The following is a 23,041-nucleotide window of genomic DNA, read 5'->3' on the forward strand; positions in this document are numbered from 1 at the left end:
GGCCAGAGCAATGTCGACCGTGGCGTTTTTAGGGCTCGGCCACATGGGTGGCCCGATGTCGAAAAACCTGGTCGACGCCGGCCACACCGTACGGGGATTCGACCCGATGCCGGCAGCGGTGGAAGCCGCGATCGGCCACGGCGTCGCGGTGTTCGGCAGCGGCCCGGAAGCGGTGACCGGCGCAGACGTCGTCATCACCATGCTGCCGCACGGCGATGCGGTCAAGCGCTGCTATGCCGAGCTGCTGGCCGCGGCCAACGCGGAGACGCTACTCATCGACAGCTCAACCATTTCCGTCGACGACGCCCGTGAAGTCCACACGCTCGCCGCATCGCACGGCGTGGACCAGCTCGACGCGCCGGTCTCCGGCGGAGTCACAGGGGCGGCGGCCGGCACGCTGGCCTTCATGGTCGGCGGCGACAGTGCTGCGCTCGAGCGGGCCCGCCCGGTGCTGGAACCCATGGCGGGCAAGATCATTCACTGCGGCGACGCCGGAGCCGGCCAGGCCGCCAAGATCTGCAACAACATGGTGCTGGCCGTACACCAGATCGCGGTCGGCGAGGCGTTCGTGCTCGCCGAAAAGCTCGGCCTGTCAGCCCAGTCGCTGTTCGACGTGATCACCGGCGCCACCGGAAACTGCTGGGCCGTGCACACCAACTGCCCGGTGCCCGGCCCGGTGCCGACGTCGCCGGCCAACAACCACTTCGAACCCGGCTTCGCCACCGCGCTGATGAACAAGGACCTCGGCCTGGCGATGGATGCGGTCAACTCGACCGGCTCATCGGCGCCATTGGGCAGCCACGCCGCCGACCTCTACGCCAAATTCGCAACCGCCAACGCCGCCTTGGACTTCAGCGCGATCATCGAGACGCTGCGTTAGGCAGCTTGGCGTATCCACCAGCGGCGGTGCGCCTGCTGGCAACTGGCCACCGACAACGAGTCATCGACAACAACCGCGGGCAATCCCGCAGCGGTCGACGCAAGCGCATCGGCATCCGGGCCCGTGACGGCCAGAGCGCTACGGGCAGTAATTCCCATCTCCCACAACGCGAGCCGGTACAATTCGCCACCACGGGCTAGCGTCGCGTCGGGCTCAGTGAGGTCGTCGATGGTTACGATCGTCTCGACCAGACCGTCGCCGAGGATGTGCCGCACCAGCTTTTCCACCTGGGACCGCGGCCGGGTGCTCACCACGCTCACCCAGATACCCGCGACAAATAGGCTCACCACTGCATCGACGAGATCGGTCCCGGGACCGCGATGTTCGATTCGAGCCAGCGCGGAATCCGCGTCGAAAATCACCGCACGCAGTTCATCGGCTTCCGTCCGTGATTCCCGGTCCCACCAGAACGTCCGAATCGGACGAGTCTGCCCCTCGATTCGCACGCCCACAGACTGCCCCGAACAGGGCCTGCCCAGCCTCCCCCATTAGGGGGATTGTGGTGGCGATAACCTGCGCCTCCTCCGACGACCAGCCCATCATTGGTCATACTTATGACTATGGCCGAGGTCAGTTCACTCGCCAAAACGAAGGCGCATCTGTCGGAGTTGGTGGCCCGCGTCGGCGATCAGCACGAGAGAATCACGGTTACGGTGCACGGACGTCCTGTCGCGGTCCTTATCGCTGTCGACGATCTGGAGTCACTTGAGGAAACCATCGCGGTGTTGTCGGATGCCGCAACACTGCACGCGCTTGGCGACGCTGACGCTGAGCTAGCTCGCGGAGAAAAAGAGAACCAGGACAGCCTGGCTGCGGCAATGCGGGCGCGCCGAGCTAGGACGTGACCGCTCGGCGATACGAGTTGGTCGTGGCGCCGACGGCGAAAAAGCAAACGGCAAGGTGTTCATCCTTCCAGAGTCGGCGCACGAAGTGTCCCGGTCACCGCCAGGCACCCGAACTGGTCAGCACTATGGTGTTGCCATGCCGGTACGTCTCGTCCTGGTCGACGACCACGAAATGGTCATCGAGGGCCTCAAGGCGATGCTGACCTCGTTCAACGACCGGGTGCAGGTCGTCGGCCAGGCCGTCGGAGTCGAGCGCGCCGTCGAGGTTGTCGACGAACTGCGGCCCGACGTGGTGTTGTGCGACGTGCGCATGCAGGGTTCCAGCGGATTGGACCTGTGCAAGATGCTGCGTGAGCGTCAGTCGGACCGCAAAGTCGTGATGCTGTCGGTCTACGACGACGAGCAGTACCTGTACCAGGCGTTGCGGGTGGGTGCGAGCGGCTACCTGCTGAAAAGCATCAGCAGCGACGACCTGGTGCGCCAGCTCGAATTGGCACATCGGGGCGACACCGTCATCGATCCGGGGATGGCGGCCCGCGCGGCCGACACCGCGGCCCGCATGCAGCGCGACGAATTCTGGCCGGGCGCCCGGCAAGGGCTGACGCAACGCGAGAGCGAAATCTTGTCCTGCATGGTCAACGGACTGTCCAATCGGGGGATCGCCGGCAAGCTGGTGATCGGCGAGGAGACGGTCAAGAGCCATCTGCGGGCGATCTACCGCAAGCTCGGCGTCAACGACCGCACCGGCGCGGTGGCAACCGCACTGCGCGAGGGCATCTACCGATGAGCACCGTGTCCCGCGGATCGCATGCCGTGCGCGATCTCGTCGACAGCGATCGTGAATTGGCGTTGCTGCGCGAGCTCATCCAAGCCGCCTCGACCGGACCCGGCGTCGAGCCGCTGGCCGCCGCCGCGGCGCGGATGATCACCGCGGCCACCGGAACCGACGTGTGCTTCGTGCACGTCCTCGACGACAGCGACCGGTCGTTGACTCTCGCCGGAGCGACGCCCCCGTTCGACGGACAGGTGGGGAAGATCAGGCTGCCGTTGGGATCCGGCATTTCGGGCTGGGTTGCCAAACATCGCGAGCCGGTCGTCATCACCGACGACAAGGAAGCTGACCCGCGCTACCTGCCGATCCAGTCGCTGCGTGGCCGCGACTTCACCTCGATGGTGTCCATGCCGATGGAGACCGATCCGGGCGGGCTGGTCGGCGTGCTCAACGTGCACACGGTCGCGCGCCGCGAATTCACCGACGGCGACGTCGATCTGCTGCGGGTGATCGGCCGCCTGATCGCCGGGGCCATGCATCAGGCGCGGTTGCACCGGCAGCTGGTGGCCAGGGAGCGCGCCCATGAGTTGTTCGTCGAGCAGGTGATCGAGGCGCAGGAGATCGAACGTCGCCGGGTCGCCGGCGATATTCACGACGGCATCTCGCAGCGCCTGATCACACTGTCCTACCGACTCGACGCGGCGGCGCGCGCCGTGGGCAACGATCCCGCCGAGGCCGCCAGCCAACTCGCCGAGGCCCGCGACCTGGTCGGCCTGACGTTGGGCGAGGCCCGGGTCGCGATCAGCGGGCTCCGCCCGCCGGTGCTCGACGACCTGGGTTTGGCCGGCGGGCTGGCCAGCCTGGCCCGGTCGATCCCGCACCTGGACACCGAACTCGACCTCGCCGACGTCCGGCTGCCCGAGCACATCGAGATCGCGCTGTACCGGATCGCCCAAGAAGGTTTGCAGAACATCGTCAAACACGCGAATGCCTCGGTGGCACGGCTGCGGTTCACGGTCGACGCCGGAGCCATCGCTCGACTCGAAATCCTAGACAATGGAATAGGTTTCGATACCTTCGAGCACCCGCTGGGAGGCGACGAGATGGGCGGCTACGGGGTGCTGTCGATGGCCGAACGGGCCGAGTTGGTCGGCGGCAGGCTGAACATCCGCTCGCGCCCGGGTTCCGGGACGGCGGTCACCGCGACGATTCCGCTGCCCGCGCTGACGGCGTAGCGGCGCGAGCAGCGTAGCGGGCGCGAGCAGCGTAGCGGGCGCGAGCAGCGTAGCGGGCGCGAGCAGCGTAGCGGCGCGAGCAGACGTGAAATCGCATTGCACGGGCCTTCCCTGTGCGATTCTGCGTCTGCTCACGCTCAAAAGTCGCCGGCGCGCTGCCGCAGGGTCTCGATGGACGCCACCAGCGCCTGCGATTCGCGCTCCGAGATGCCGATGTCGGCGAACACCTGCTCGTTGAGCGTGACGGTAGCGTCCTCGACGGTGGAACGGCCCAGGTCGGTGATCTGGACCAGCGTGGTGCGCCCGTCGGTCGGGTGCGGAACCCGTTGCACCAGTTTGTTGGCTTCCAGCCGGCGGATGGCGTGGGTGACGCTGGTGACGTGCACCTGCAGCCGGTCGGATGCCTTGGTGATCGGCAACGCCCCGCTACGGCTGAATGCCAGCAGGCGCAACAGTTCGTACCGGGAGAAGCTCAAATCGTACGGCCGCAGCGCATTCTCGACACGGGCCAGCAGAATCTGGTGAGCACGCATCACCGACGTGACCGCGACCATTCCTTCGGCGACGCCGCCCCATCCGGCCCGTTCCCAATTCGCACGCGCGACGGCGATCGGGTCGCGGTTGTCGGGTTTTCCGCGGTCACTGGATGGGGCCACGTCCTTTCATACCGCACTTGACGGGGCACCGCGGCGATCCGTGGCGCTATGCCGGCGAGTTTTCCACCGCGGACGGGACGGCCAGCGTCGCCGGGAGATCACCGACGTTCACCCGCGCGCCATCGGGGCAGCAGCGGACCCGTGGCCCGACCTCGGCGGACACCTCGTGCCGCGGCCGACCCCTCGGCGGCAGGTACACGAAGTTGGCGTGCGAGTCCGTGCCGTGGACACCTATCGCGATCCGGTTCTTCACGGCGGTGTAGACCGATACGAAGCCGCCTGTCGGGCGATCGGGTGACGGTCAGCCTTCCGTACATGCCGACAACTTTGGCCAATTGGTACGCCGCGGTGATGACCAAATTCCGCAAGAGCATCGGTATATCGTCGAGAACATATTCACTTAGCTGCTGCCGACGAACTTCTGCCGGGTATCCGCAAAATCATCGAGACGCCGCCACCGCACCCGGCGCATTTCACGCTAACCACGACGGCTCTCACCGCAGCAGCTCATGGCAGTTTCAAGCTAAGGCCCTAACCTTGTTCCGCTGCCCGTTACCGTCATAGATTTAGGCGTGGGGACAAAACCAGACGTAAGCCGATTTCGACATCTGCCCGGCTACGGGTGTTCCGCGAAGCGGGTTTTCGTAGCGAACTCACTGTCGACTCGGTCGCTTCGAGTCCTCGTCATCGGCGCCGGTGTAAGCGGCATTTCCGTTGCTCGGGGTTTGTTGCGCGACGGGCATGACGTCACTGTCTTCGATCAGCGGCCGGATGTGCGGGCAGGTGGCGGCGCCGTGACCATCTGGCCCAATGGCGCGACGGTGCTAGGACAACTGGGTGTCGACATGGACGGGGCCGGTCAGCTGCTGTCCGCCCTGCGCGTCCTGACATCCACGGGTCGCGCGGTCACTAGTCCCGACGTCGACGCAATGGCGGACCGGTTGGGCGCACCTGTTCGGATGGTCCCACGCCGGGTCTTACTCGAACGGTTGCTGCACGGCTTCCCGGTCGATCGCATCCGCTGCAATTCCCGTGCGGTCCGGGTGGTCAGTACGCACGACGGAGTGCGGGTCGAGTTCGACGGCGGCAGCTCGGCCGAAGGAGATCTGTTGATCGGTGCGGATGGGCTGAACTCGGTCGTTCGAGATGCTGTCGGCGCGCGACAGGCGGAGCCGACCGGCTGGTGCAGCTGGCAGGGATTGGTCGCCCTTCCAGACGTCGCCGACAGGCGCGTCGCCCTGATGGTGATCGGCGAGCACGGAAACCTGGGCCTGTGGCCGGCTGGAGCTTCCGATGTGCAGTGGTGGTTCGACTTGCCATGGTCGCCGGATTTCGTCAGACCGGAACGTCCGATCGACGTGATCCGGTCCCACTTTGCCGGATGGTCCGATTCGGTCGACCGCCTGCTCGCGAGATTGACCGACGACCATCTGGCCCGTTCGCCTTACCCACATTTTCGGCACCCCAGTCCCCGGCCGGGCCAAGGTCTGCTCACGTTGCTCGGCGATGCCGCGCACACGATGCCGCCCACCCTCGCGCAAGGGACCAATCAGGCGCTGCTCGACACGATGGTGCTGTGCAAAGCGCTTTCGGATTTCCGGAAGGGAAAGAACGCCAGCTTCGGTGATCTCTCGAGCGCCCTGCGCTGGTACGAGAAGACCAGGCGACGCCAGGTCATCGCCGTGTCCTGGGTGGCGTCGCTGCCGGTTTCCCATGGTGAGTCCGTGCTGAGACCGGCGGCGATGATCTCGGATCGGTTGATGACCTGGGCGCTGACGATGTTTCTGCGTTGGACAAGTCACCGCCGGATGTCAGCGGAGATCAGCCAAGAGCTGGCGACCGCGACGACGACCCGTCTTGTCGACGGCGATGAACAAGTCAGGGAGTATCAAGCATGGAACCGGTGAACAATCCGGACGATTCCGTACGGGTACGCGGCGATTTCGACGCGCCCTCACGCTGGCTCTGGCTTCTCAAGTGGTGCGTGCTGGCTGTCCCCCACTACCCCATATTGATCCTGCTCTACCTCGTGTATCCGCTGCTGACCGTGGTTGCCGGCGTCGCCATCTTGTTCACCGGACGGTATCCGCGCCCCATCTTCGACTTCAACGTGGGCGTGCTGCGCTGGTCGTGGCGGGTCATGAATTACAGATTTCCGATGAACAGCACCGACAAGTACCCGCCTTTCACGCTCGCGTCTCGGCCCGGCTATCCAGGCGATCTAGAGGTGGACTATCCCGCACGGCTCACGAACTGGGCCGTGCTAGTCAAGTGGCTATTGGCGATCCCGCAGATACTCATGTGCTGGGCGATGGAGCCGCTGCTGCAATTGCTGTGCGTCATCGCACCGGTGTGGTTGTTGTGCACCGGGACGATCCCGCGGGGCATGTTCGACCTTCTCCTGGGCATCACTCGGTGGCGGTATCGCGTGGCCGTGTATGTCTCCTTGATGCGCGACGAATATCCGCCGTTCCGACTGGATCTGGGCGACAGATGACACGCGGTAATCCGTTGTTCCCGTATATCTATCGACTCGGCATGCCGATTTTCGACCGGCTGTTCTATCGCCGGTATCGCCGAGAGGCGATGAGCAATGCGATCGGCCGGCTGCTGCTGCTCGGTGTCGGCCCGGGAACCGACTTGTTATTCCTTCCGTCCACGGTGACGTCGGTCGCCGCCGTGGAGCCGGAGGCGGCGATGCGCCGAATGGCTTCCGCGCTGGCCCGCCGCAGCGGCATTGCGGTCGACATCGTCTATGGGATCGGCGAGTCGATTCCATTCCCGGACAACAGTTTCAACTCGGTACACACCGGGCTTGTGTTGTGCTCGGTCGACGACGTGGCCGCTACTCTCGGCGAGATCCGACGGGTGCTGGCTCCCGGAGGCCGACTGGTCGTGCTCGAGCATGTCCGCGGGGAGGGCGCGATGGGTCGATTCCAGGACCTGATCGCAAAGCCGTGGTCGTGGTTGGCTTCCGGTTGCGAGCCCAACCGCCGAACCATCGATGCCATCGCCGCGGCCGGATTCGATACCGGGGGATTGCGCAGCATCCGACGAACCGCGGTGCCGCCGCCGTGCACACCTCATGTGCAGGGATTCGCCACCGTGGTGCAGGGCAATGGTTGAACGGGGCGCCCGCCGGCGCATGGCCTTCGTCTGAGTCAGTTTCCCGCCAGCCGCAGACCGTCATCTCTTGTTCATCTTTCAGGAGGGCGCAGTTCATCGTCGGCTGGTGTATCTATTACAGACGGTAACTCGTCGCTCGCGAGTCGCCGGCTGTGGGCGACCCACAACATCATCACCGAATCGAACGGGGCGAATCGTCGGCTGCGGGGAGCCCGCCATGCACATCATCCAACGATTCGCGAATTGGAGTCTGCCATGAGGGCTCGGTACTTTTCGCTCGTCCTCGGTACGGCTGCCGGTGCTTTGCTGGCTGCTGGGCTCATCCCGTTGGCAACCGCCGCTTCCGCCCACGCCGACGGTGACGATGCCACCCCAGGAGGGGACACAGACTTTATGAGTGGACCGCTGCAAGATTTCGGCATATTCACGGACCAATCATTTGCCGACCCCGGGGACAATGAGTTTGTTGCGACTATTATTTCCAATCAGTTGTTCACAGATATTTTGACTTCTGGGGCTGACCCCTCTGATGGCCTAGCGGCGTTCGGGGCGCCCGCAGATACGGGCATAGGGGTGGCCGGGGAGACAATAAACACCTTCATAGTTCCGAGCGATCCGGCCCTCGATTTCACGTCCACGCTTCCTTTCACGGACCCGTTGGCCGAACTGTTTACTGCGCTGCTTCCATTGGGCTTCTGATCTCAGCGGTCCGCGGCCAGCCGAGGCAACTTCGGCTGATTGAGTCCGTCGAGCAGGCGCACGGGGTGTTACTCGACGCCGACAGCATCGATGATGTTCAAGCGCGCCGCGCGCCGCGCGGGCGCCACGGAGCCGAGCAGGCTGATCGCCAGCGCGCCGATCGCGAAGACGAGCGCCAACGGGCTGGGCCGGAAGGCGACGTTGAAATTCATCATGTCCGCGCTGACCAGGCTGTAGAGCCACTGGTCCGTCAGCCCGAACAGCAGTCCCAACACGCCGCCGACGAGACCGATGCCTACGGCCTCGGCCAGCACCATCCGCAAGGTGAACCGACGGCTGGATCCCATCGCTCGCAGCACGCCTATTTCACGGCGCCGCTCGAGTACCGACAGGGTCAACGTGTTGAACAGCGCGACTGCGGCCACACACATAACGATGATCCACACGGCGTTGGCGATGAACATGCTCTGATGCAGCGGCGCCTCGAGCCCTGCCAGCGCCGCGCGACCGTCGTACACGTAGTTCGGTGGGGGCACGACGCGGCGAACCTCGGTCAGCAGACGATTCGGGTCAACAGCCGGGTCCGCGGTGATCTGGAGTGTGGTCGCCGTCGGACGATCGAACCACGTCCGCAGTTGCTCGAGGTTGATCCCGACGGTGCCGATAACCGTCGAGAAGTACGGCACCAGGGCCAGCACGGTCGTCCGATGCAGACCGCGCGGCGTTTGCAGCGGCAGTAGGTCGCCGACCCGGACGCCGAGAGTCTTGCCCAGATTCTGCGACAGCACCACGCCCCGACCGGCGAGTACCTCGTTACGTGTCTGTTCGTCGAGCGCGCGGTAGAGCGGATCGCTGGTTCCGGAGGAAAACCCGTCAAGCATCACCCGCGTCCCGCCGAGCACAGCGAACCCGAATGCGCCCTCGGTGATCCGCGTCACGCCCGGCATTGCGGCCACCTTGCGGGTGAGACCTTGCGGCAGCGCGTCGACGGGATAGGTGTCGGGAGGGTCTGCGCTCACCCACACATCGACGTCTGCGACCGGTGCGAAGATGCCACGCGCCGATCGGATCATGTCGGCGTTCGTACCGGTAATCACAATGGTGGTGACAACCGCGATGAGAACGGTCATGACGGTGGCCCACACGCGCCGCGGCGCACGTTCGATCGTGGCCGCCGCCAGTGGACCAACCGATCCGAAAATCCGGGCTGTTGCGGCTGCAGCTTTGACGATGAGCACGGTGAGCGCGAAGCCAAGCGCGATCTCGGCACAGAACACAGCGAAGATCGCGCCGAAGGCGAAGGTGCCACGTCGGTCGACGACGATCAGGGTCGACGCCGCGAACACCGCGACGGCTCCAATCCCGCTTGCCATCCGCAGCCATCGTGGCACGAAGTCCGCCGCTGAGACCCCGACGGGTGCCAATGCCTCGATCGGTGAAACCTTGTAGACCTGCCGCGCAGCCATCGCCGACGCGGCCACGCTGGTGAGCACCGTCGCCACGAGGGCAACCGGTATCGCGTAGCCGGGTAGCCGGTATTCGACCCGAGCTTCGAGCCCTTGCGTGATCACCGGAGGCAATCGACCAATCGCGATGCGGCCCATCAGTATTCCGATGCCTGACCCGACGGAACCGCCGATCAGTCCGAGAATCGCGGCTTCGGCGAGCATGTCGCGGACGATCGTGACACGACGGCCGCCGATCGCGCGCAGCATCGAGATGACCGGCCGGCGCTGGTTGATCGCCATGGTCATCGTGGTGTAGATCAGGAATGCACCGACCACCAAAGCAACGGCCGCGCCCATCAAGGCCATGTAATCCATCAGCTTGACACCGTCGCCGGCCCGAGTTGCGCGCATGCCCGGATCCGCAACGATCGCTCGGCCGTTCACAGCGGCGGTGATCCCGGCCCGCACGGTTGCTAGAGCAGCGCCCGGCTTCGTGGTGATCAGTATCGAGTCGAGCTGACCTTTTCGCCCGGTAATGTTCTGCGCCAAAGCAAGCGGGGCAAGGACATAGTGGCCGCCGTTGAGATCCGAGAGTTGCTTGCCGGTGAGCACTTCCGTGACGGTGACCGAGCCCGAGCCAAGCTGGAATGTCCGGCCTTTCGCATGACCGACACCCGGCCCGACCTGGACACCGTTGGGCCTTGCGGACAGCTCCGCTAACGGTCGGCGCACCGCATCTTGCAACGCACCCCCCAACGCAGCGCTGCTGGCGTCTGCACCGAAGAGCAGAACCGATCCCGTCGCCGTGGATGCAGACGTCCGTATCATCGGCGCCGCGGCCGCCACGCCGGGAACGGCAGCGACATCGGCTGTTATCGTGTCGGGAAATCCGGCGTCGGTGATACCCGACACCTCGAGGGCGGCGATGCCGGCGATTCCATCGGCTAGCCGGTTGACCGATCCGGTGATCGAACCGAAGATGCCGATGACCGCGACGAGATACATTGCGGACACTGCCATTACAGCGATCGAGGCGGTTGTGCGTCTCCGATGCACACTGAGTTCACGCAGGCTGAACAGACGTAGCCGGCTAGCCGCGGCAGCCGTTGCGGCGGCCGGCCTCACCATTGGACTGCGGACAACTCGTCGGATCCGATCCGACCGTCCTGCAGGGTGATCACCCGATCGGTCGCCGCCGCGGCATTCGAATTGTGCGTCACCATCACCACCAACCGACCGCGCCCGCCCTCGTGTGCCACCTCGGCGAGAAGCGCCAAGATCGAAGCGCCCGCTGCGGAATCGAGATTCCCCGTCGGCTCGTCTGCGAGGATCAGCGGTGGGTCCATCATCAATGAACGTGCCACCGCGACCCGCTGCATTTGACCGCCGGACAGTTCCGACGGTCGGTGCCGGGTCCGGTTGCCGAGCCCTACTCGGTCCAGCAGCCGAACCGCATCAGCTTTGGCCTTGCCCAGTCGGACGCCGTCGAGCAGCCTGGGGACCGCGACGTTCTCCCACGCTGACAGGGTCGGCAACAGGTTGAAGAACTGAAAGACGAACCCCACCCGATGATGGCGAAAGTCCGACTGTTGCTCATCGCCGAGGCGGCTGATCTCGTCGCCGTCGAATGTGATCGAGCCAGAATCGGGGGAATCCAACGCGCCGAGCAGGTGCAGCAACGTGCTCTTCCCCGCCCCCGACGGCCCGACGATCGATACGAACTGCCCGCCCGAGAGCCGCAGACTGATCGCGTCGAGTGCACGCACCGATTGACCGCCGACCCTGTACTCGCGCAACACATTGCGGAGTTCGATGGTCAGTTCGTGGTCGGCTGAATCCGAGGCACCGAGTCGTGTGATGATTATCCTCCCGCTAGACCGCGCTAGCAGCGCGCGACAGCCGCGCCTGATTCGGTCATCAGGGTCGTCCGCCCCAGCGGACAGCGGCCGCGCCGGCGAAGTCACCGGCGTGCGCGAAGGCGGCCATCATGACCACGTCACCGGCCTCGACCTGACCCTCGGATATCGCCCGATCCAAGTTGACCGGGATACCGGCACCGAACAGGTTGCCGCACTCGTCAAAGGTGTCCTGATGGCGTTCCTTGGGCAGCTCGAGCGCATCGCGCCAATTGCGCAGAAACGCCCGGTTGGGCTGGTTAGTGACCAGCAGGTCGATTTCTCTGGAGGGCAGGCCGATTCGGTCACAGACCGCCAGCGCCACTTCGGGAACCAGCCGGTTGCCGCGGGCCAGCACCTTGGTGATCTTGCTTTCAGTGAAACCGATGCTGCCCTCACCGGGTCCGGCCTGCCACCACTTGCGGGGCGGGTCGTAGGAGAGCGTCATCTCACCGGCGTATTCGCCGAATGTGCGACATTCGATATCGAGAACGGGTGATTGGTCGGACAGCGTGACCAGGCCCACCGCGGCGCCGTCGCCGGGCACCGCCGACTGCGCCTTGCGGCGAACTCCAACCTGATCGAAAAACTGCCCGGCCGCATTCTGCGCGATAGCGATCAGCGCGGTGCGCCCTTCGCCCGACGAGAGCAGCTTACGAGCCACGTTGAGCGCCAACACAAACGCAGCGCAACCGCCGTTATTCAGGTCGAGCACCCAGGAGGGCCGCAAGCCCAGGCGGTGCGCGATGCCGCCGCCTTCGCCGTAGAACGCCATGTCCGGTACCTGGGTGTGCGTGATTAACACGTCGGCGCCTTCGATGGCATCGTGGCCATGCCGTTCGATCAAACCTTGCACCGCACGCTCGACCATGTCGGCCGGACTCTCGTCCGGTGCGATGTGATGGCGGAACTTCGGAGCGCGGAACATGACGTTGTCGCTCAGGTCGTCGGTCTTGGCGAATTGCGCGTAGTAATCAGCGCTGATCGGCTCGCCCGGCAGGTAGGTGGACACGTCGATCAAACTGACGGTGGGCTGGCTCATGATCTCCTCATCTCATCCAGGCAGGGGTTACCGGCAGGCCGTTGCGATGGCGGTACTCAGCGATTGCCTTGAGGCTCTTCATTTCCAGCAGGTGACCGGCGCCGAACATCTCCCAGAAGTCACCGACCCACACCGGGCGTTCGGGTGGTGCGGCCTCCGGATAGGGGTTGCGGTCGTAGAACGGGTGGTGGCAATTGGTCCACAGCACAACCGAACCGGGCTTGTTCAACACCACCTCCGCATCGAGGACCCGCATCAGGTAGATCATCCACAGGTGCTTCCCCTGATCCCAGGCGCAGTGGTAGTCGACGGTACGGGCCTGCTTGTTGGCGACCGTTCGGGTGTAGATCTTGGTCTCGGAACCGAGTCGGTCGTAGGCCAGCCACAGACCAGGTTCGTCGGTGGGGGTGAAGCCGCGCAGACTGTACGTCCACTCTTCCAGGCTGCGAGTGTCGGCCAAGTACCCGTACAACTCATCCGGCGGACAGTCGATGTAATCGTTGACGGTGCAATACTGGCCGAAGACTTGGTCGTGCGGGTAGACCGACCGCATCATCTCCATGATGATCGGAGTGGCCTTCTCCCGGGGGCTGGTTTCGATGCGGATCACGCCTTCGATAGGCGCGCTGGTGCCGGTGTGGGTGACGATATCGTCAAGCGCGGGCGGTGACATGGGCGCGGTCCTCCTGTGCGGTTGGGACATGATGTCTGGGCGCAACGGGTTTGACCACTGACTGATTGAGTAATGTTGCGAAGGGCGGGATTTCGTCGGCAGAGCATTCGACGCTGACTACCGACGGGCCGTCGACTTCAAGCGCTGCGCGCATCGCCGCGCTAAATCCGTCCGCGTCGGCGACGTCGACTGATCTCAGCCCGGGGAACATTGCGGCCAGACCGGCCCCGAGCCGGCTGGGAGCGAACCGGTTGTAGCTATAGACGTCGTCGTAGTAGAGCTGCTCGCGGTTCACGCACATGGCATGCGCGTTGTTGTTGAACAACACGAACGTCACCGGAAGCCGGTAGTGCACGGCGGTATGCACCTCCATGCCATGCATGAAGAACGCACCGTCCCCGGCGATCACCACGACACGCCGGCCATACTCGTTTTTGACACGGCCGAAAGCCATTCCGATACCGGCACCGAAGCTGTAGCCCATGCCACCCATGCCGAGTGCCACTGCGAACCGGCCCCCGCGCCGCACCGGCAGGTAATGGATGGCCGACGCCCCGGTGTTGCCGGCATCGACGACGATATCCGTCCCGTCGGGCAACACGCGATCAAGCGCGATCATGGCGTCGCGGTAGCGCACGCCCGGACCGTCGAAAGGCGGCGGGGTGAGCTCCGTGCGCGGCACCACATCGGGCACCCGAATCCCGGTTGGGCGCCTGCGGCCGGTGAGCGCGCTGGTCAGCATCCGCAACGACGCGCGCAGATCGTCGCTGTGCACGTGCGTGCACGCGATGTACGGCGGCGCCGATCCGATCGAGACCGTCCGCACCGCCGCGAGCGCTTCATCGAGGCCAGTGCGAGCTGTCACGGACAGGCGGGTGCCAACGACCAGGCACAACGCACTGCCCGTCACCGCCTCCGCCACACCGGGATGACCCATGACACCGGTCACACCCAGCGCTGACGACGACCCGAAGCCCGGTGTCCCGGCGACATCTTTGGCGTCGGGGACGGTAGCCGCCTGCGCGCGCAGCAGAGCCCGCAACTCCTCGAGTTCTACGCGGGCGTCATCACGAGCCACCTGCTCGCCGGCGATGATCGTGACCGTGCCGTTCGCGCGGCGCAGTGCCTGGACGATCGGATACGGGTTGCCGATGGGCGCCGGCGGCAATCGCAGATCCTGCGTGGCGTGGCCATTGGGGTACCTGCGGTCATCGACGCCAATAAGTCCCTGCTGAATGTCTTTGGGCAGCAACAACACCGCGGGGCCACCGGCCCGCGCCGCCGAAATGGCCCGAGGAAGCGCCGAAATGATGTCGGCTGGGGTGAGCACCCGCTCGCAGAACACTGACACCGCCGAAAACACCGCGTTGGCGTTGAGCGAACCGTTGCGGCCACTGGTGTCCTGAAAGCTGCCCCGACCATCCATCGTGGTGGCCGGCTGGCCGACCAACGCCAACACCGGCACCCGGCTGGCCAACGATTCCCCAAGCCCGGCAACGAGGTTCAGCGCGCCCCCGCCAGAGGTCGCCGCCACCACACCCAAACCGGTGCCGGCGCGACTGTACCCGTCGGCCATCGTGGCGGCAGAGAATTCGTGTTTAGCCAACACCGCTGTGATATCCGGCCGGAAATACGCGGCGTCGTACAGGTCCTCGATGTTGGCGCCGTCGACACCGAAGATGTAGTCGACCCCAAGCGCCGCGAGACATCCGACGATGTGATCGATTGCTCGGTGCTGACTGGGCATCTGATCACCCCAACTCGTGGCGATGGCAAGGACACTGTGGGCAAGTAACTTCATCTCACGCCCGGCGGAACTTATAGCGAGCGCTCTGGGAGCACCTGGCCGTCGACGGCGGACACCCTCTTTGCACTGTATCGATCTGATCGACCGGCGTCGAGATGCCGGCCTGCGGAGCAGCCGACCGCTGGTCGGCCTTCGCCAGCAACGGCGTGAGCAGGTCAGGACACGGCGGTCAGCTCGGTCACGGCCTCCCGACACGAAATACAGCCGAGCATGTACGCCTCGAGTTCGCGCCGGTCGACGTCCGACAGCGCGCCCAGCACATAGGCGGCGTCCCACATCGCATACTTGTGAGCGACCTGCGGACGTCGGTTAGCCCTCGCCGGGCCTTTTCCCTTGCCGAGGCTCCGTCGTTGCGCTCCCCCAGTCTCCAGCCCCATCTCAACCAAAGCCTGGCGCAGTACTTGCTGAAGACGTGCGGGCGTTGCCATGCCCGCAGCAAGGTCTCTTGCACCACATCTTCGGCATCGGCAGGATCACCGGTCAACCGCTACGCCAAGCGCCACAAAGCGGCGGCATGTCAGCCCCATAGCCGCCTCAACGCGTCCGAGTCTGCGCCGGTCTCCGGTATGTCCATCACCAGCGTTCCGGTGACGACACGGTTTAGGTGTCCGTCGGGTTCACGTGGTCCGGGACGGAGTCAGCCGAGAGTCAGGATGCGAGGCCCGTCTTCGGTGGCAGCCACGGTGTGCTCCCAGTGCGCGGCGCGCGAGCCGTCGGTGGTGGTGACCGTCCACTCGTCGTCAAGCACCGTGGTTTTTCGGGTTCCCAGGGTCAGCATCGGCTCGATCGCCAGCACCGACCCAGCGGCCAGCAGCGGGCCGCGGCCGGGGGCGCCTTCATTCGGCAGAAATGGGTCCATGTGCATCTGACGGCCGATGCCGTGCCCGCCGTAGCCCTCGACGATGCCGAACTTTCGCCCGTAACGGACCTCAGCCGCGTGGGTGGCGGTTTCGATGGCGTGCGACACGTCGGTCAGGCGATTGCCGACGATCATGGCCGCGATTCCGGCCTCCATGGACTCCTTGGTGGCCTGCGAAAGCAACTCGTCGGCCGGGATGAGCGGGCCGACGCCGAAGGTGATCGCGGCGTCGCCGTGCCAGCCGTCCAGGATGGCGCCGCAATCGACCGAGACCAGGTCGCCGACTGCGAGTTCATCGGCCGTCGACGGAATGCCGTGCACGACGCGGTCGTTGACCGACGAGCAGATCGAGGCCGGGAAGCCGTGGTAGCCGAGGAACGACGGCGTCGCACCGGCGTCGCGGATCACCGACTCGGCGATCTGGTCGAGATCGTGTGTGGTGGCTCCGGGAACTGCGGCCGCACGCGCCGCCGCCAACGCGGCGGCGACCACGGCGCCGGCGGCGGCCATCGCGTCGAGTTCGGCCGCACTGCGCTGCGCCACCACCTTGCGACTGCGCAGGCCGGCCAGGCCGATCACCGTTACTTTCCGAGGGCCTGCAGGGCCCGCGCGAACACCTCGTCGACCGAGCCGACGGCGTCGACGGTCTTCAGCTCGTTGCTGTAGTACTCGATCAGCGGAGCGGTCTCGTCGCGGTAGATGTTCATCCGGTTATGGATGACGTCGTCGGTGTCGTCGGCGCGGCCGCGCGCCTTGAGTCGCTCGAACAGGACTTCCTCGGGCACCCGGAACTCCAGGACCACGTCAAGTCCGGTTTCGCGGCGCTCCAGCATGTCGTGCAACGCCTTGGCCTGCGTCACCGAGCGCGGGTAGCCGTCCAGGATGAAACCGTCGTCGGTGTCGGGGTTATCCAGCCGGTCGTCGACAAGTTCGTTGGTCAGCGCGGAGGGCACCAGGTCGCCGGCGTCCAGGTAACTCTTGGCCTTGCGCCCCAACTCGGTGCCATTGCCGATGTTCTCCCGGAAGAGGTCCCCGGTGGACAGGTGCGGCAGCTCGAGTTTCTCGGCCAGCTTGACGGCCTGCGTGCCCTTGCCTGCTCCGGGCGGGCCCAGCAACACCACTCTCACTTGAGGAACCCTTCGTAATTGCGTTGCATGAGCTGACTTTCGATCTGCTTCACCGTATCCAACCCGACCCCGATGGCGATCAGCACGGCGGTACCGCCGAACGGCAGGTTCTGTACCGTTCCGGTGCTCCCGATCTTGAGGAAGACGTTGGGCAGCACGGCGATGACACCGAGGTAGATCGAGCCGGGCAGGGTGATCCTGCTCAACACGTAGCGCAAATGGTCGGCGGTCGGCTTGCCCGGCCGAATGCCGGGGATGAAGCCGCCGAACTTCTTCATCTCGTCGGCACGCTCGTCGGGGTTGAACGTGATCGAGACATAGAAGTACGTGAAGAAGATGATCAGCCCGAAATAGATGCTGATGTAAACCGGGCTGGCGGGGTTCGTCAGGTAATTGGCGACGAATTTGTCCCACGAGCTGTTGCCCCGACCGCCGCTGCCGCTGCGTATCAGCTGGGTGATCAGATTCGGAATGTAAATCAGCGACGACGCGAAGATGACCGGGATGACGCCGGCCTGGTTGACCTTGAGCGGTAGGTACGTGGAGGTGCCGCCGTACATCCGCCGGCCCACCATCCGCTTGGCGTACTGCACCGGGATGCGGCGCTGGCCCTGCTCGACGAACACCACGCCAACCACGATGATCAGCGCTGCCACGCAGACCGCCGCGAACACCACCCCGCCACGGCCGTCCAGGATGCTTTTGCCTTCACCAGGAATACGGGCGGCGATGCCGGCGAAGATCAGCAGCGACATGCCGTTGCCGATGCCGCGCTCGGTGATCGTCTCGCCCATCCACATCACCAGTGCCGCGCCGGCGGTCATCACCAGCACGATCACGAGCAGGGCGAAGATGCTCTGGTTGGCGATGATGTCCAGGTTGCAGCCCTGCAACAGGCCACCGTTGGCGGCCAGCGCCACGATGCTGGTGGCCTGCAGGATGGCCAGCGCGATCGCCAGGTAGCGGGTGTACTGCGTCATCTTGGCCTGGCCGGCCTGGCCTTCTTTGCGCAGCTCTTCGAACCGCGGAATGACCACGGTGAGCAGCTGAACGATGATGCTCGCGGTGATGTAAGGCATCACGCCGACCGCGAATACGGTCAGCTGGAGCAGTGCGCCACCGGAGAACAGGTTGATCAGCGAATAGATCTGCGCCGAGTCCCCACCGCTGACCTGCGCAATGCACTTCTGCACGTTGGGGTAGTTGACGCCGGGCGACGGCACCGTCGCACCCAGCCGGTAGCAGATGATGATGGCCAACGTGACCAGGATCTTCCGTCGCAGGTCGGCTGCTCGCAGCGATGAGATGAAAGCCGAAAGCACTCTTCCTCCTGCGCAGCCGGTCTAAATGCGGCATGCCTACTGGCTGGTGTGTCCAGCACCGGACTGTCCTGGATGGTCTTACGTCGCGCGCCGAGCACATGCAGGCAGGACGTGTTCTGGCGCGTGTCAGACAGTCTACGAGACTAACAGCGCATGAAGCGCCCGCCCGCGGATGGGTGGGCTGGGGCGGAGAATTAGCAGGGCTGACGTTCCGAGGCCGCCGCACAGCAACAGGGCGTAAGGTTTTCTTTACCTTGGCTAAATATGAAACTGCTAGAGCCGAGTTGTGCATAGAAAGGGTGATCATGACACGCACCGACACCGACACATGGAATTTGGCCACCAGCGTGGGCGCCACAGCGACGATGGTCGCGGCGGCCCGGGCGCTGGCCACCGAGGACACCGACCCCATCATCAACGACCCGTTCGCCGCCCCCTTGGTCCGGGCGGTGGGCATCGACTTCTTCACCCGGGTGGTCGACGGCGACATCGACCCGGCTGATGCCGGCGAGAACGGGACAGACGAACTGCAGACCGAAACCGACTCGCTGGCGGTGCGCACCAAGTTCTTCGACGACTTCTTCTTGGGCACCGCCGCGACGGGCATCGGCCAGGCCGTGATCCTGGCCGCCGGCCTGGACTCGCGGGCATACCGGCTGAACTGGCCGGCTGGCAGCGTCGTCTACGAGGTCGACCAACCTGAGGTCGTCGCGTTCAAAACCGAGACCATGTCCCAACTGGGCGCCGAACCGACGGCGCGCCGTCGCACAGTCAGCATCGACCTGCGCGACGATTGGCCGACTGCGTTGCGCGAGAGTGGTTTTGACGACACCAAGCCGTCGGCGTGGAGCGCCGAGGGGCTGCTGATGTACCTGCCACCGGAGGCGCAAGACCGGCTGTTCGACCACATCACCGCGCTCAGCGCCGCGGGCAGCCAGATCGCGACCGAATTTCACCCGGACAACGGTCCGTCGATGGCCGAACGCGGCAAGGCGATGAGCGACCGGTGGGCCAATATCGGCTGCGACGTCGACCTGTCCGGCTTGTTCTACGAGGGCGAACGCAACAACGTCGCCGACTACCTCACCGACCGTGGATGGGACGTGGTCACCCGCAATCGCCGTGACCTGTTCGGTGAATACGGCCGCGTCTTCCCGGCGGAGGAAAACCTCGGCGCATTCCGAAACATCGCGTCCATCATCGCAACTCGCCGATAGGGGGTCTGCACATCGCCATGAATAATCGACACGACGGGGACACCTGGGATCTGGCGTCCAGCGTGGGCGCCACCGCCACCGCGGTGGCGGCTCGGCGCGCGATGGCGTCGCAGGGGCCCGACCCGCTGATCGACGACCCGTTCGCCGAGCCGTTGGTGAACGCGGTCGGCGTCGAGGTCTTCATCAAGATGATGAACGGCGAGATCGAACTCGGCGACGACGATCGGGCCTTCACTTCGCGCCGACTGGCCGAGGGCATGGCGGTCCGGACCCGGTTCTTCGACAACTTCTTCACCGACGCCGCGGCGGCGGGCGTGCGCCAGGCCGTCATCCTGGCCGCGGGGCTCGACACCCGCGCCTACCGGTTGCAGTGGCCGGCGGGCACCACCGTCTACGAGGTCGACCAGCCTCAGGTGATCGAGTTCAAGAGCCGCACGCTGGCCGATCTGGGTGCGGCTCCGACCGCCGACCGCACAGCGGTAGCTGTGGATCTGCGCGACGACTGGGTGGGCGCCCTGAGCGCCAACGGGTTCAACTCCGAGCGGCCGACGGCGTGGATCGCCGAGGGACTACTGGGCTACCTGCCGCCCGAGGCGCAGGACCGGCTGTTCAACACCATCACCACACTCAGCTTCAGCGGCAGCCAGCTCGGCACCGGCTACGTCCCGGACATCCATGACCGAATTACCAAGCGCGGCAAACAGATCAGCGAACGTTGGCACCGGCTCGGGTTGAACTTGAACTGGTCCGAGCTGGTCTACGACGGCGACCGCAACGACGCCGTGGAGTATCTGGCCGAGTGCGGTTGGCAGACTACCGTGCGCACCACGCCAGAGCTATACGCCGCCAATGGTTTTGAGTTTCCCGACGCCGACTCGTTGGAGGGTTTGGGCGACATCCGGTATGTGTCGGCCGAGCTACCGTAGCGAGGCCAGCTCGAGGAACCGGCAGTAGCGCTCCTGCACCGGGAATGGCCCATCGGTGCCAACACCGGGAACACGGCCGCGGCCATCGCCATAGAGCAGCCCCGGGGTAATCGGTATGCCCGCGGCGTCGACGGCGGTCAACGAGGGGACCATCGCGGCCACCGCGATTGCCGACGCATCCGGGCACGCCAACTGCTTCAGCGCCGTCAACGGGCCCTGTCGCCATGCTTCGTCGGCGTTGTGCTCCAGCCGATCCGGCGCCGGCACCCGCAGCTCGTGTGGAATGCGTGCCCGCGCGACCACCCGGCCATCGGCGTCGGCGGCCACCGCCTTGACGGCTGTCGTGCCGATGTCGATGCCGATTGTGACGTCTGTTGCCACCCGCGTCACCGTACGCCAGCATTGGCACTCGTGACCCGTGCTCTGGTGACGGCCCCGCTGCGCGGCGAGGGATTCGAGAAATTGCGCCGACTGGCCGACGTGGTCTACGACCCGTGGATCGACCACACTCCGCTGCGGATATTCAGCGCCGAGCAGCTGGCCGACCGGATTTCCAACGAAGGCGCGGATGTCGTTGTGGTGGAGAGTGATTCGGTCGGCGGTCCGGTATTCGATCTGGGGCTGCGGGCCATTGCATCCACCCGCGGCGACCCCGACAACGTCGACATCGCGGGGGCGACCGCGGCCGGCATCCCGGTGCTGAACACTCCGGCCCGCAACGCCGACGCGGTCGCCGAGATGACGTTGGCGCTGCTGTTCGCCGCCACCCGGCAGGTGTTGGGCGCCGACGCGGACGTGCGGGCCGGCGAGGTGTTCCGCGACGGCACCATTCCTTATCAGCGCTTCCGCGCCTGGGAGCTCGCCGGACGGACGGTCGGGCTGATCGGCCTCGGCGCGATCGGGCAGGCGGTCCGGTGGCGGATGGCCGGGCTCGGCATGCGGGTCATCGCCCACGACCCCTACAAAGACGAGGCCCAGCACAGCCTGCCGGAGCTGCTCAGTGCGGCCGACATCGTCTCGTTGCACGCACCGCTGACCGCCGATACCGCCGGCCTGATCGGGGCCGTGGAGTTCGCGGCGATGCGCGACGGCGCCGTCTTCCTCAACACTGCCCGGGCGCAGCTGCACGACACCGACGCGCTGGTCGAGGCGCTGCGCAGCGGCAAGGTCGCCGCCGCGGGCCTCGACCACTTCGTCGGGGAATGGCTGCCGACCGACCACCCGCTGATCGCGATGCCCAATGTGGTGCTGACGCCGCATATCGGCGGGGCGACGTGGAACACTGAGGCGCGCCAGGCCCAGATGGTTGCCGACGACCTCGACGCATTGCTGTCGGGCCGGACGCCGGTCCATATCGTCAACCCGGAGGTGCTCACCTGATGAGATTCGTCGAGCATCCAGCGACCGCGGTGCTGGCCGCGGCCAAGGACATGCTGCGCCGCGGACTGGTCGAGGGCACCGCGGGCAACATCTCGGCCCGCCGCGAGGACGGCAACCTGGTCATCACGCCGTCATCGGTCGACTACGCGGACATGACGCTCGATGACCTGGTGGTGGTCGACCCCGACGGCGCGGTGCTGCAGGCCACCGACGGCCGATCGCCGTCGACGGAGATGAAGCTGCACCTGGCCTGCTATCACGCCTTCGACGACGTCGGCAGCGTCATCCACAGCCACCCGGTGTGGGCCACCATGTTCGCGGTCGCCCACCAGCCGATTCCGGCCTGCATCGACGAGTTCGCGATCTACTGTGGCGGCGACATCCGCTGCAGCGAATACGCCGCATCGGCCACACCCGAAGTCGGCACGAATGCGGTGAGAGCACTGGAAGGCCGCGCCGCGGCGCTGATCGCCAACCACGGCTTGGTGGCAGTCGGCCCGCGACCGGACAAAGTCCTACACGTCACCGCGCTCGTGGAGCGAGCCGCTCAAATCGCATGGGGGGCAAGGGCACTCGGTGGTCCGGTGCCGATCCCCGAGCATGTCAACGCCAATTTCGCCGTCGTCTACAACTACGTTCGCGCCAACCCGATGTAACGACACAGGTTCGCCGGGGCCCGCCACGTCGTTCTCACGTCGTTGATGCGAGAACGTAGCTGTTTCGCGTCGGAGTCGGTGAGCATGCCTTCGAGTCCCAGCCGGATGTCGACTTCGTCGGTGTTCAAATTCGCCAGATACGCATCCAGCGCCTCTTGGACGAGCGAGGAGAAGCCACGCACGCCGCGTCGCTGAGCAATTGCACTGAGCGCGCGATGCTGTGCATCCGTGATCTCGACCGTAGTGCGCATGCATGGATGTTAAGACATGCCATCCGTTAGCCAGGAACGCGTGCCGTGCGGTTGGCCGGCGTCGCCGAGATCAAAAGCGGGGCACGCGGGCGACGTTTAGCCACTGCTTTCCTGCCACCGAGCGCGCCGCAGCGTGGCGCGAATGGCCAGCTACCACCCGGGTTT

24 protein-coding genes and 2 pseudogenes are annotated in these 23,041 nt (G+C 65.4%); 12 read left to right on the plus strand and 14 right to left on the minus strand.

Translation table 11 applies throughout. The features are described from left to right. The first annotated feature begins 10 nt into the window (after positions 1-10). The gene (mmsB, locus tag ABDV69_RS02015) at positions 11-880 is read left to right on the plus strand and encodes a 3-hydroxyisobutyrate dehydrogenase (RefSeq protein WP_343571675.1); all 870 of its coding nucleotides are present in this window, start codon (positions 11-13) and stop codon (positions 878-880) included. Here the strand turns inward: mmsB and ABDV69_RS02020 are convergent. Then, positions 877-1,386: a haloacid dehalogenase gene (locus ABDV69_RS02020; RefSeq protein ID WP_343571676.1), complete on the minus strand. Its 510-nt coding sequence runs from the start codon at positions 1,384-1,386 to the stop codon at positions 877-879. The two genes, mmsB and ABDV69_RS02020, sit on opposite strands and share 4 nt — an antisense overlap. A 114-nt stretch (positions 1,387-1,500) precedes the next feature. Here ABDV69_RS02020 and ABDV69_RS02025 point away from each other — a divergent pair, with 114 nt between their 5' ends. The 3 genes from ABDV69_RS02025 to ABDV69_RS02035 all read left to right on the plus strand — a co-directional run bounded on the left by ABDV69_RS02025 (position 1,501) and on the right by ABDV69_RS02035 (position 3,792). Beyond that, positions 1,501-1,785, plus strand: coding sequence for a type II toxin-antitoxin system Phd/YefM family antitoxin (locus ABDV69_RS02025; RefSeq protein ID WP_343571677.1), 285 nt, complete (start codon positions 1,501-1,503; stop codon positions 1,783-1,785). 136 nt (positions 1,786-1,921) lie between these two features. Beyond that, on the plus strand, positions 1,922-2,572 hold the full coding sequence (locus ABDV69_RS02030; RefSeq protein WP_343571678.1) for a response regulator transcription factor: 651 nt from the start codon (positions 1,922-1,924) through the stop codon (positions 2,570-2,572). Further along, positions 2,569-3,792: a GAF domain-containing sensor histidine kinase gene (locus tag ABDV69_RS02035; protein ID WP_343571679.1), complete on the plus strand. Its 1,224-nt coding sequence runs from the start codon at positions 2,569-2,571 to the stop codon at positions 3,790-3,792. Before ABDV69_RS02030 ends, ABDV69_RS02035 begins: the two co-directional genes overlap by 4 nt. Before the next feature lie 137 nt (positions 3,793-3,929). Here ABDV69_RS02035 and ABDV69_RS02040 read toward each other — a convergent pair whose 3' ends face one another. Further along, the gene (locus ABDV69_RS02040; RefSeq protein ID WP_343571680.1) at positions 3,930-4,448 is read right to left on the minus strand and encodes a MarR family transcriptional regulator; all 519 of its coding nucleotides are present in this window, start codon (positions 4,446-4,448) and stop codon (positions 3,930-3,932) included. 46 nt (positions 4,449-4,494) lie between these two features. Further along, positions 4,495-4,701 carry a hypothetical protein gene (locus ABDV69_RS02045; RefSeq protein WP_343571681.1) on the minus strand — a complete coding sequence of 69 codons (207 nt, stop codon included), beginning with the start codon at positions 4,699-4,701 and terminating at the stop codon, positions 4,495-4,497. 403 nt (positions 4,702-5,104) lie between these two features. Here ABDV69_RS02045 and ABDV69_RS02050 point away from each other — a divergent pair, with 403 nt between their 5' ends. The 4 genes from ABDV69_RS02050 (at position 5,105) to ABDV69_RS02065 (ending at position 8,273) form a co-directional block, all read left to right on the plus strand. Beyond that, positions 5,105-6,355, plus strand: a complete 1,251-nt coding sequence (locus ABDV69_RS02050; protein ID WP_343571812.1) for an NAD(P)/FAD-dependent oxidoreductase — start codon at positions 5,105-5,107, stop codon at positions 6,353-6,355. After that, a complete protein-coding gene (locus ABDV69_RS02055; RefSeq protein ID WP_343571682.1) occupies positions 6,343-6,945 on the plus strand; it encodes a DUF4389 domain-containing protein in 603 nt (200 codons plus the stop codon). Before ABDV69_RS02050 ends, ABDV69_RS02055 begins: the two co-directional genes overlap by 13 nt. Next, the gene (locus ABDV69_RS02060) at positions 6,942-7,574 is read left to right on the plus strand and encodes a class I SAM-dependent methyltransferase (protein ID WP_343571683.1); all 633 of its coding nucleotides are present in this window, start codon (positions 6,942-6,944) and stop codon (positions 7,572-7,574) included. The genes ABDV69_RS02055 and ABDV69_RS02060 overlap by 4 nt, the downstream gene beginning before the upstream one ends. Before the next feature lie 393 nt (positions 7,575-7,967). Next, complete coding sequence (locus ABDV69_RS02065; protein ID WP_343571684.1) at positions 7,968-8,273, plus strand: hypothetical protein; 306 nt, start codon at positions 7,968-7,970, stop codon at positions 8,271-8,273. Between the two features lie 68 nt (positions 8,274-8,341). Here the strand turns inward: ABDV69_RS02065 and ABDV69_RS02070 are convergent, their stop codons facing one another. The 9 genes and pseudogenes from ABDV69_RS02070 to secY form a co-directional block, all read right to left on the minus strand. Continuing rightward, positions 8,342-10,849 carry an FtsX-like permease family protein gene (locus ABDV69_RS02070; RefSeq protein WP_343571685.1) on the minus strand — a complete coding sequence of 836 codons (2,508 nt, stop codon included), beginning with the start codon at positions 10,847-10,849 and terminating at the stop codon, positions 8,342-8,344. After that, on the minus strand, positions 10,843-11,541 hold the full coding sequence (locus ABDV69_RS02075; RefSeq protein ID WP_343571813.1) for an ABC transporter ATP-binding protein: 699 nt from the start codon (positions 11,539-11,541) through the stop codon (positions 10,843-10,845). The genes ABDV69_RS02070 and ABDV69_RS02075 overlap by 7 nt, the downstream gene beginning before the upstream one ends. Before the next feature lie 97 nt (positions 11,542-11,638). Next, positions 11,639-12,658: a ketoacyl-ACP synthase III family protein gene (locus tag ABDV69_RS02080; RefSeq protein ID WP_343571686.1), complete on the minus strand. Its 1,020-nt coding sequence runs from the start codon at positions 12,656-12,658 to the stop codon at positions 11,639-11,641. 7 nt (positions 12,659-12,665) lie between these two features. Further along, a complete protein-coding gene (locus tag ABDV69_RS02085) occupies positions 12,666-13,331 on the minus strand; it encodes an SRPBCC family protein (protein WP_343571687.1) in 666 nt (221 codons plus the stop codon). After that, positions 13,312-15,078 carry a thiamine pyrophosphate-binding protein gene (locus tag ABDV69_RS02090; protein ID WP_343571688.1) on the minus strand — a complete coding sequence of 589 codons (1,767 nt, stop codon included), beginning with the start codon at positions 15,076-15,078 and terminating at the stop codon, positions 13,312-13,314. The genes ABDV69_RS02085 and ABDV69_RS02090 overlap by 20 nt, the downstream gene beginning before the upstream one ends. 230 nt (positions 15,079-15,308) lie before the next feature. Beyond that, a pseudogene (locus ABDV69_RS02095) lies at positions 15,309-15,416 on the minus strand (hypothetical protein); the annotation flags it as partial. Between the two features lie 359 nt (positions 15,417-15,775). Beyond that, positions 15,776-16,576 carry a type I methionyl aminopeptidase gene (gene map / locus ABDV69_RS02100; RefSeq protein WP_343571689.1) on the minus strand — a complete coding sequence of 267 codons (801 nt, stop codon included), beginning with the start codon at positions 16,574-16,576 and terminating at the stop codon, positions 15,776-15,778. Positions 16,577-16,578: 2 nt separating this feature from the next. After that, positions 16,579-17,124: an adenylate kinase gene (locus ABDV69_RS02105; protein ID WP_343571690.1), complete on the minus strand. Its 546-nt coding sequence runs from the start codon at positions 17,122-17,124 to the stop codon at positions 16,579-16,581. Further along, positions 17,121-18,446 carry a preprotein translocase subunit SecY gene (gene secY / locus ABDV69_RS02110; RefSeq protein WP_343571691.1) on the minus strand — a complete coding sequence of 442 codons (1,326 nt, stop codon included), beginning with the start codon at positions 18,444-18,446 and terminating at the stop codon, positions 17,121-17,123. The genes ABDV69_RS02105 and secY overlap by 4 nt, the downstream gene beginning before the upstream one ends. Positions 18,447-18,751: 305 nt before the next feature. On the opposite strand from secY, the gene ABDV69_RS02115 reads away from it, so the two are divergent. Continuing rightward, positions 18,752-19,663, plus strand: coding sequence for a class I SAM-dependent methyltransferase (locus tag ABDV69_RS02115; protein WP_343571692.1), 912 nt, complete (start codon positions 18,752-18,754; stop codon positions 19,661-19,663). A 17-nt stretch (positions 19,664-19,680) separates the two neighbouring features. Next, positions 19,681-20,589: a class I SAM-dependent methyltransferase gene (locus tag ABDV69_RS02120; RefSeq protein ID WP_343571693.1), complete on the plus strand. Its 909-nt coding sequence runs from the start codon at positions 19,681-19,683 to the stop codon at positions 20,587-20,589. Positions 20,590-20,655: 66 nt separating this feature from the next. Here ABDV69_RS02120 and ABDV69_RS02125 read toward each other — a convergent pair. After that, positions 20,656-20,970: pseudogene (locus ABDV69_RS02125) on the minus strand (FGGY family carbohydrate kinase); the annotation flags it as partial. 21 nt (positions 20,971-20,991) lie between these two features. On the opposite strand from ABDV69_RS02125, the gene ABDV69_RS02130 reads away from it, so the two are divergent. Further along, the gene (locus ABDV69_RS02130) at positions 20,992-21,969 is read left to right on the plus strand and encodes an NAD(P)-dependent oxidoreductase (RefSeq protein ID WP_343571694.1); all 978 of its coding nucleotides are present in this window, start codon (positions 20,992-20,994) and stop codon (positions 21,967-21,969) included. Beyond that, positions 21,969-22,625, plus strand: coding sequence for an L-fuculose-phosphate aldolase (locus ABDV69_RS02135; RefSeq protein WP_343571695.1), 657 nt, complete (start codon positions 21,969-21,971; stop codon positions 22,623-22,625). Before ABDV69_RS02130 ends, ABDV69_RS02135 begins: the two co-directional genes overlap by 1 nt. On the opposite strand, the gene ABDV69_RS02140 is transcribed toward ABDV69_RS02135, so the two are convergent. Next, complete coding sequence (locus ABDV69_RS02140; RefSeq protein ID WP_343571696.1) at positions 22,601-22,876, minus strand: hypothetical protein; 276 nt, start codon at positions 22,874-22,876, stop codon at positions 22,601-22,603. The genes ABDV69_RS02135 and ABDV69_RS02140 overlap by 25 nt on opposite strands. Positions 22,877-23,041 lie beyond the last annotated feature (165 nt).

Source organism: Mycobacterium sp. (assembly GCF_039583785.1).
In the GTDB taxonomy this organism is placed as follows: Bacteria; Actinomycetota; Actinomycetes; order Mycobacteriales; family Mycobacteriaceae; genus Mycobacterium.

Coding starts and splice junctions, on each gene's coding strand:
- ABDV69_RS02025 (WP_343571677.1), top strand. CDS start 1,501: ATGGCCGAGGTCAGTTCACTCGCCAAAACGAAGGCGCATCTGTCGGAG.
- ABDV69_RS02070 (WP_343571685.1), bottom strand. CDS start 10,849: ATGGTGAGGCCGGCCGCCGCAACGGCTGCCGCGGCTAGCCGGCTACGT.
- mmsB (WP_343571675.1), top strand. CDS start 11: ATGTCGACCGTGGCGTTTTTAGGGCTCGGCCACATGGGTGGCCCGATG.
- ABDV69_RS02135 (WP_343571695.1), top strand. CDS start 21,969: ATGAGATTCGTCGAGCATCCAGCGACCGCGGTGCTGGCCGCGGCCAAG.
- ABDV69_RS02065 (WP_343571684.1), top strand. CDS start 7,968: ATGAGTGGACCGCTGCAAGATTTCGGCATATTCACGGACCAATCATTT.
- ABDV69_RS02080 (WP_343571686.1), bottom strand. CDS start 12,658: ATGAGCCAGCCCACCGTCAGTTTGATCGACGTGTCCACCTACCTGCCG.
- ABDV69_RS02090 (WP_343571688.1), bottom strand. CDS start 15,078: ATGCCCAGTCAGCACCGAGCAATCGATCACATCGTCGGATGTCTCGCG.
- ABDV69_RS02085 (WP_343571687.1), bottom strand. CDS start 13,331: ATGTCACCGCCCGCGCTTGACGATATCGTCACCCACACCGGCACCAGC.
- ABDV69_RS02115 (WP_343571692.1), top strand. CDS start 18,752: ATGACACGCACCGACACCGACACATGGAATTTGGCCACCAGCGTGGGC.
- ABDV69_RS02030 (WP_343571678.1), top strand. CDS start 1,922: ATGCCGGTACGTCTCGTCCTGGTCGACGACCACGAAATGGTCATCGAG.
- ABDV69_RS02060 (WP_343571683.1), top strand. CDS start 6,942: ATGACACGCGGTAATCCGTTGTTCCCGTATATCTATCGACTCGGCATG.
- ABDV69_RS02140 (WP_343571696.1), bottom strand. CDS start 22,876: ATGCGCACTACGGTCGAGATCACGGATGCACAGCATCGCGCGCTCAGT.
- ABDV69_RS02055 (WP_343571682.1), top strand. CDS start 6,343: ATGGAACCGGTGAACAATCCGGACGATTCCGTACGGGTACGCGGCGAT.
- ABDV69_RS02120 (WP_343571693.1), top strand. CDS start 19,681: ATGAATAATCGACACGACGGGGACACCTGGGATCTGGCGTCCAGCGTG.
- ABDV69_RS02035 (WP_343571679.1), top strand. CDS start 2,569: ATGAGCACCGTGTCCCGCGGATCGCATGCCGTGCGCGATCTCGTCGAC.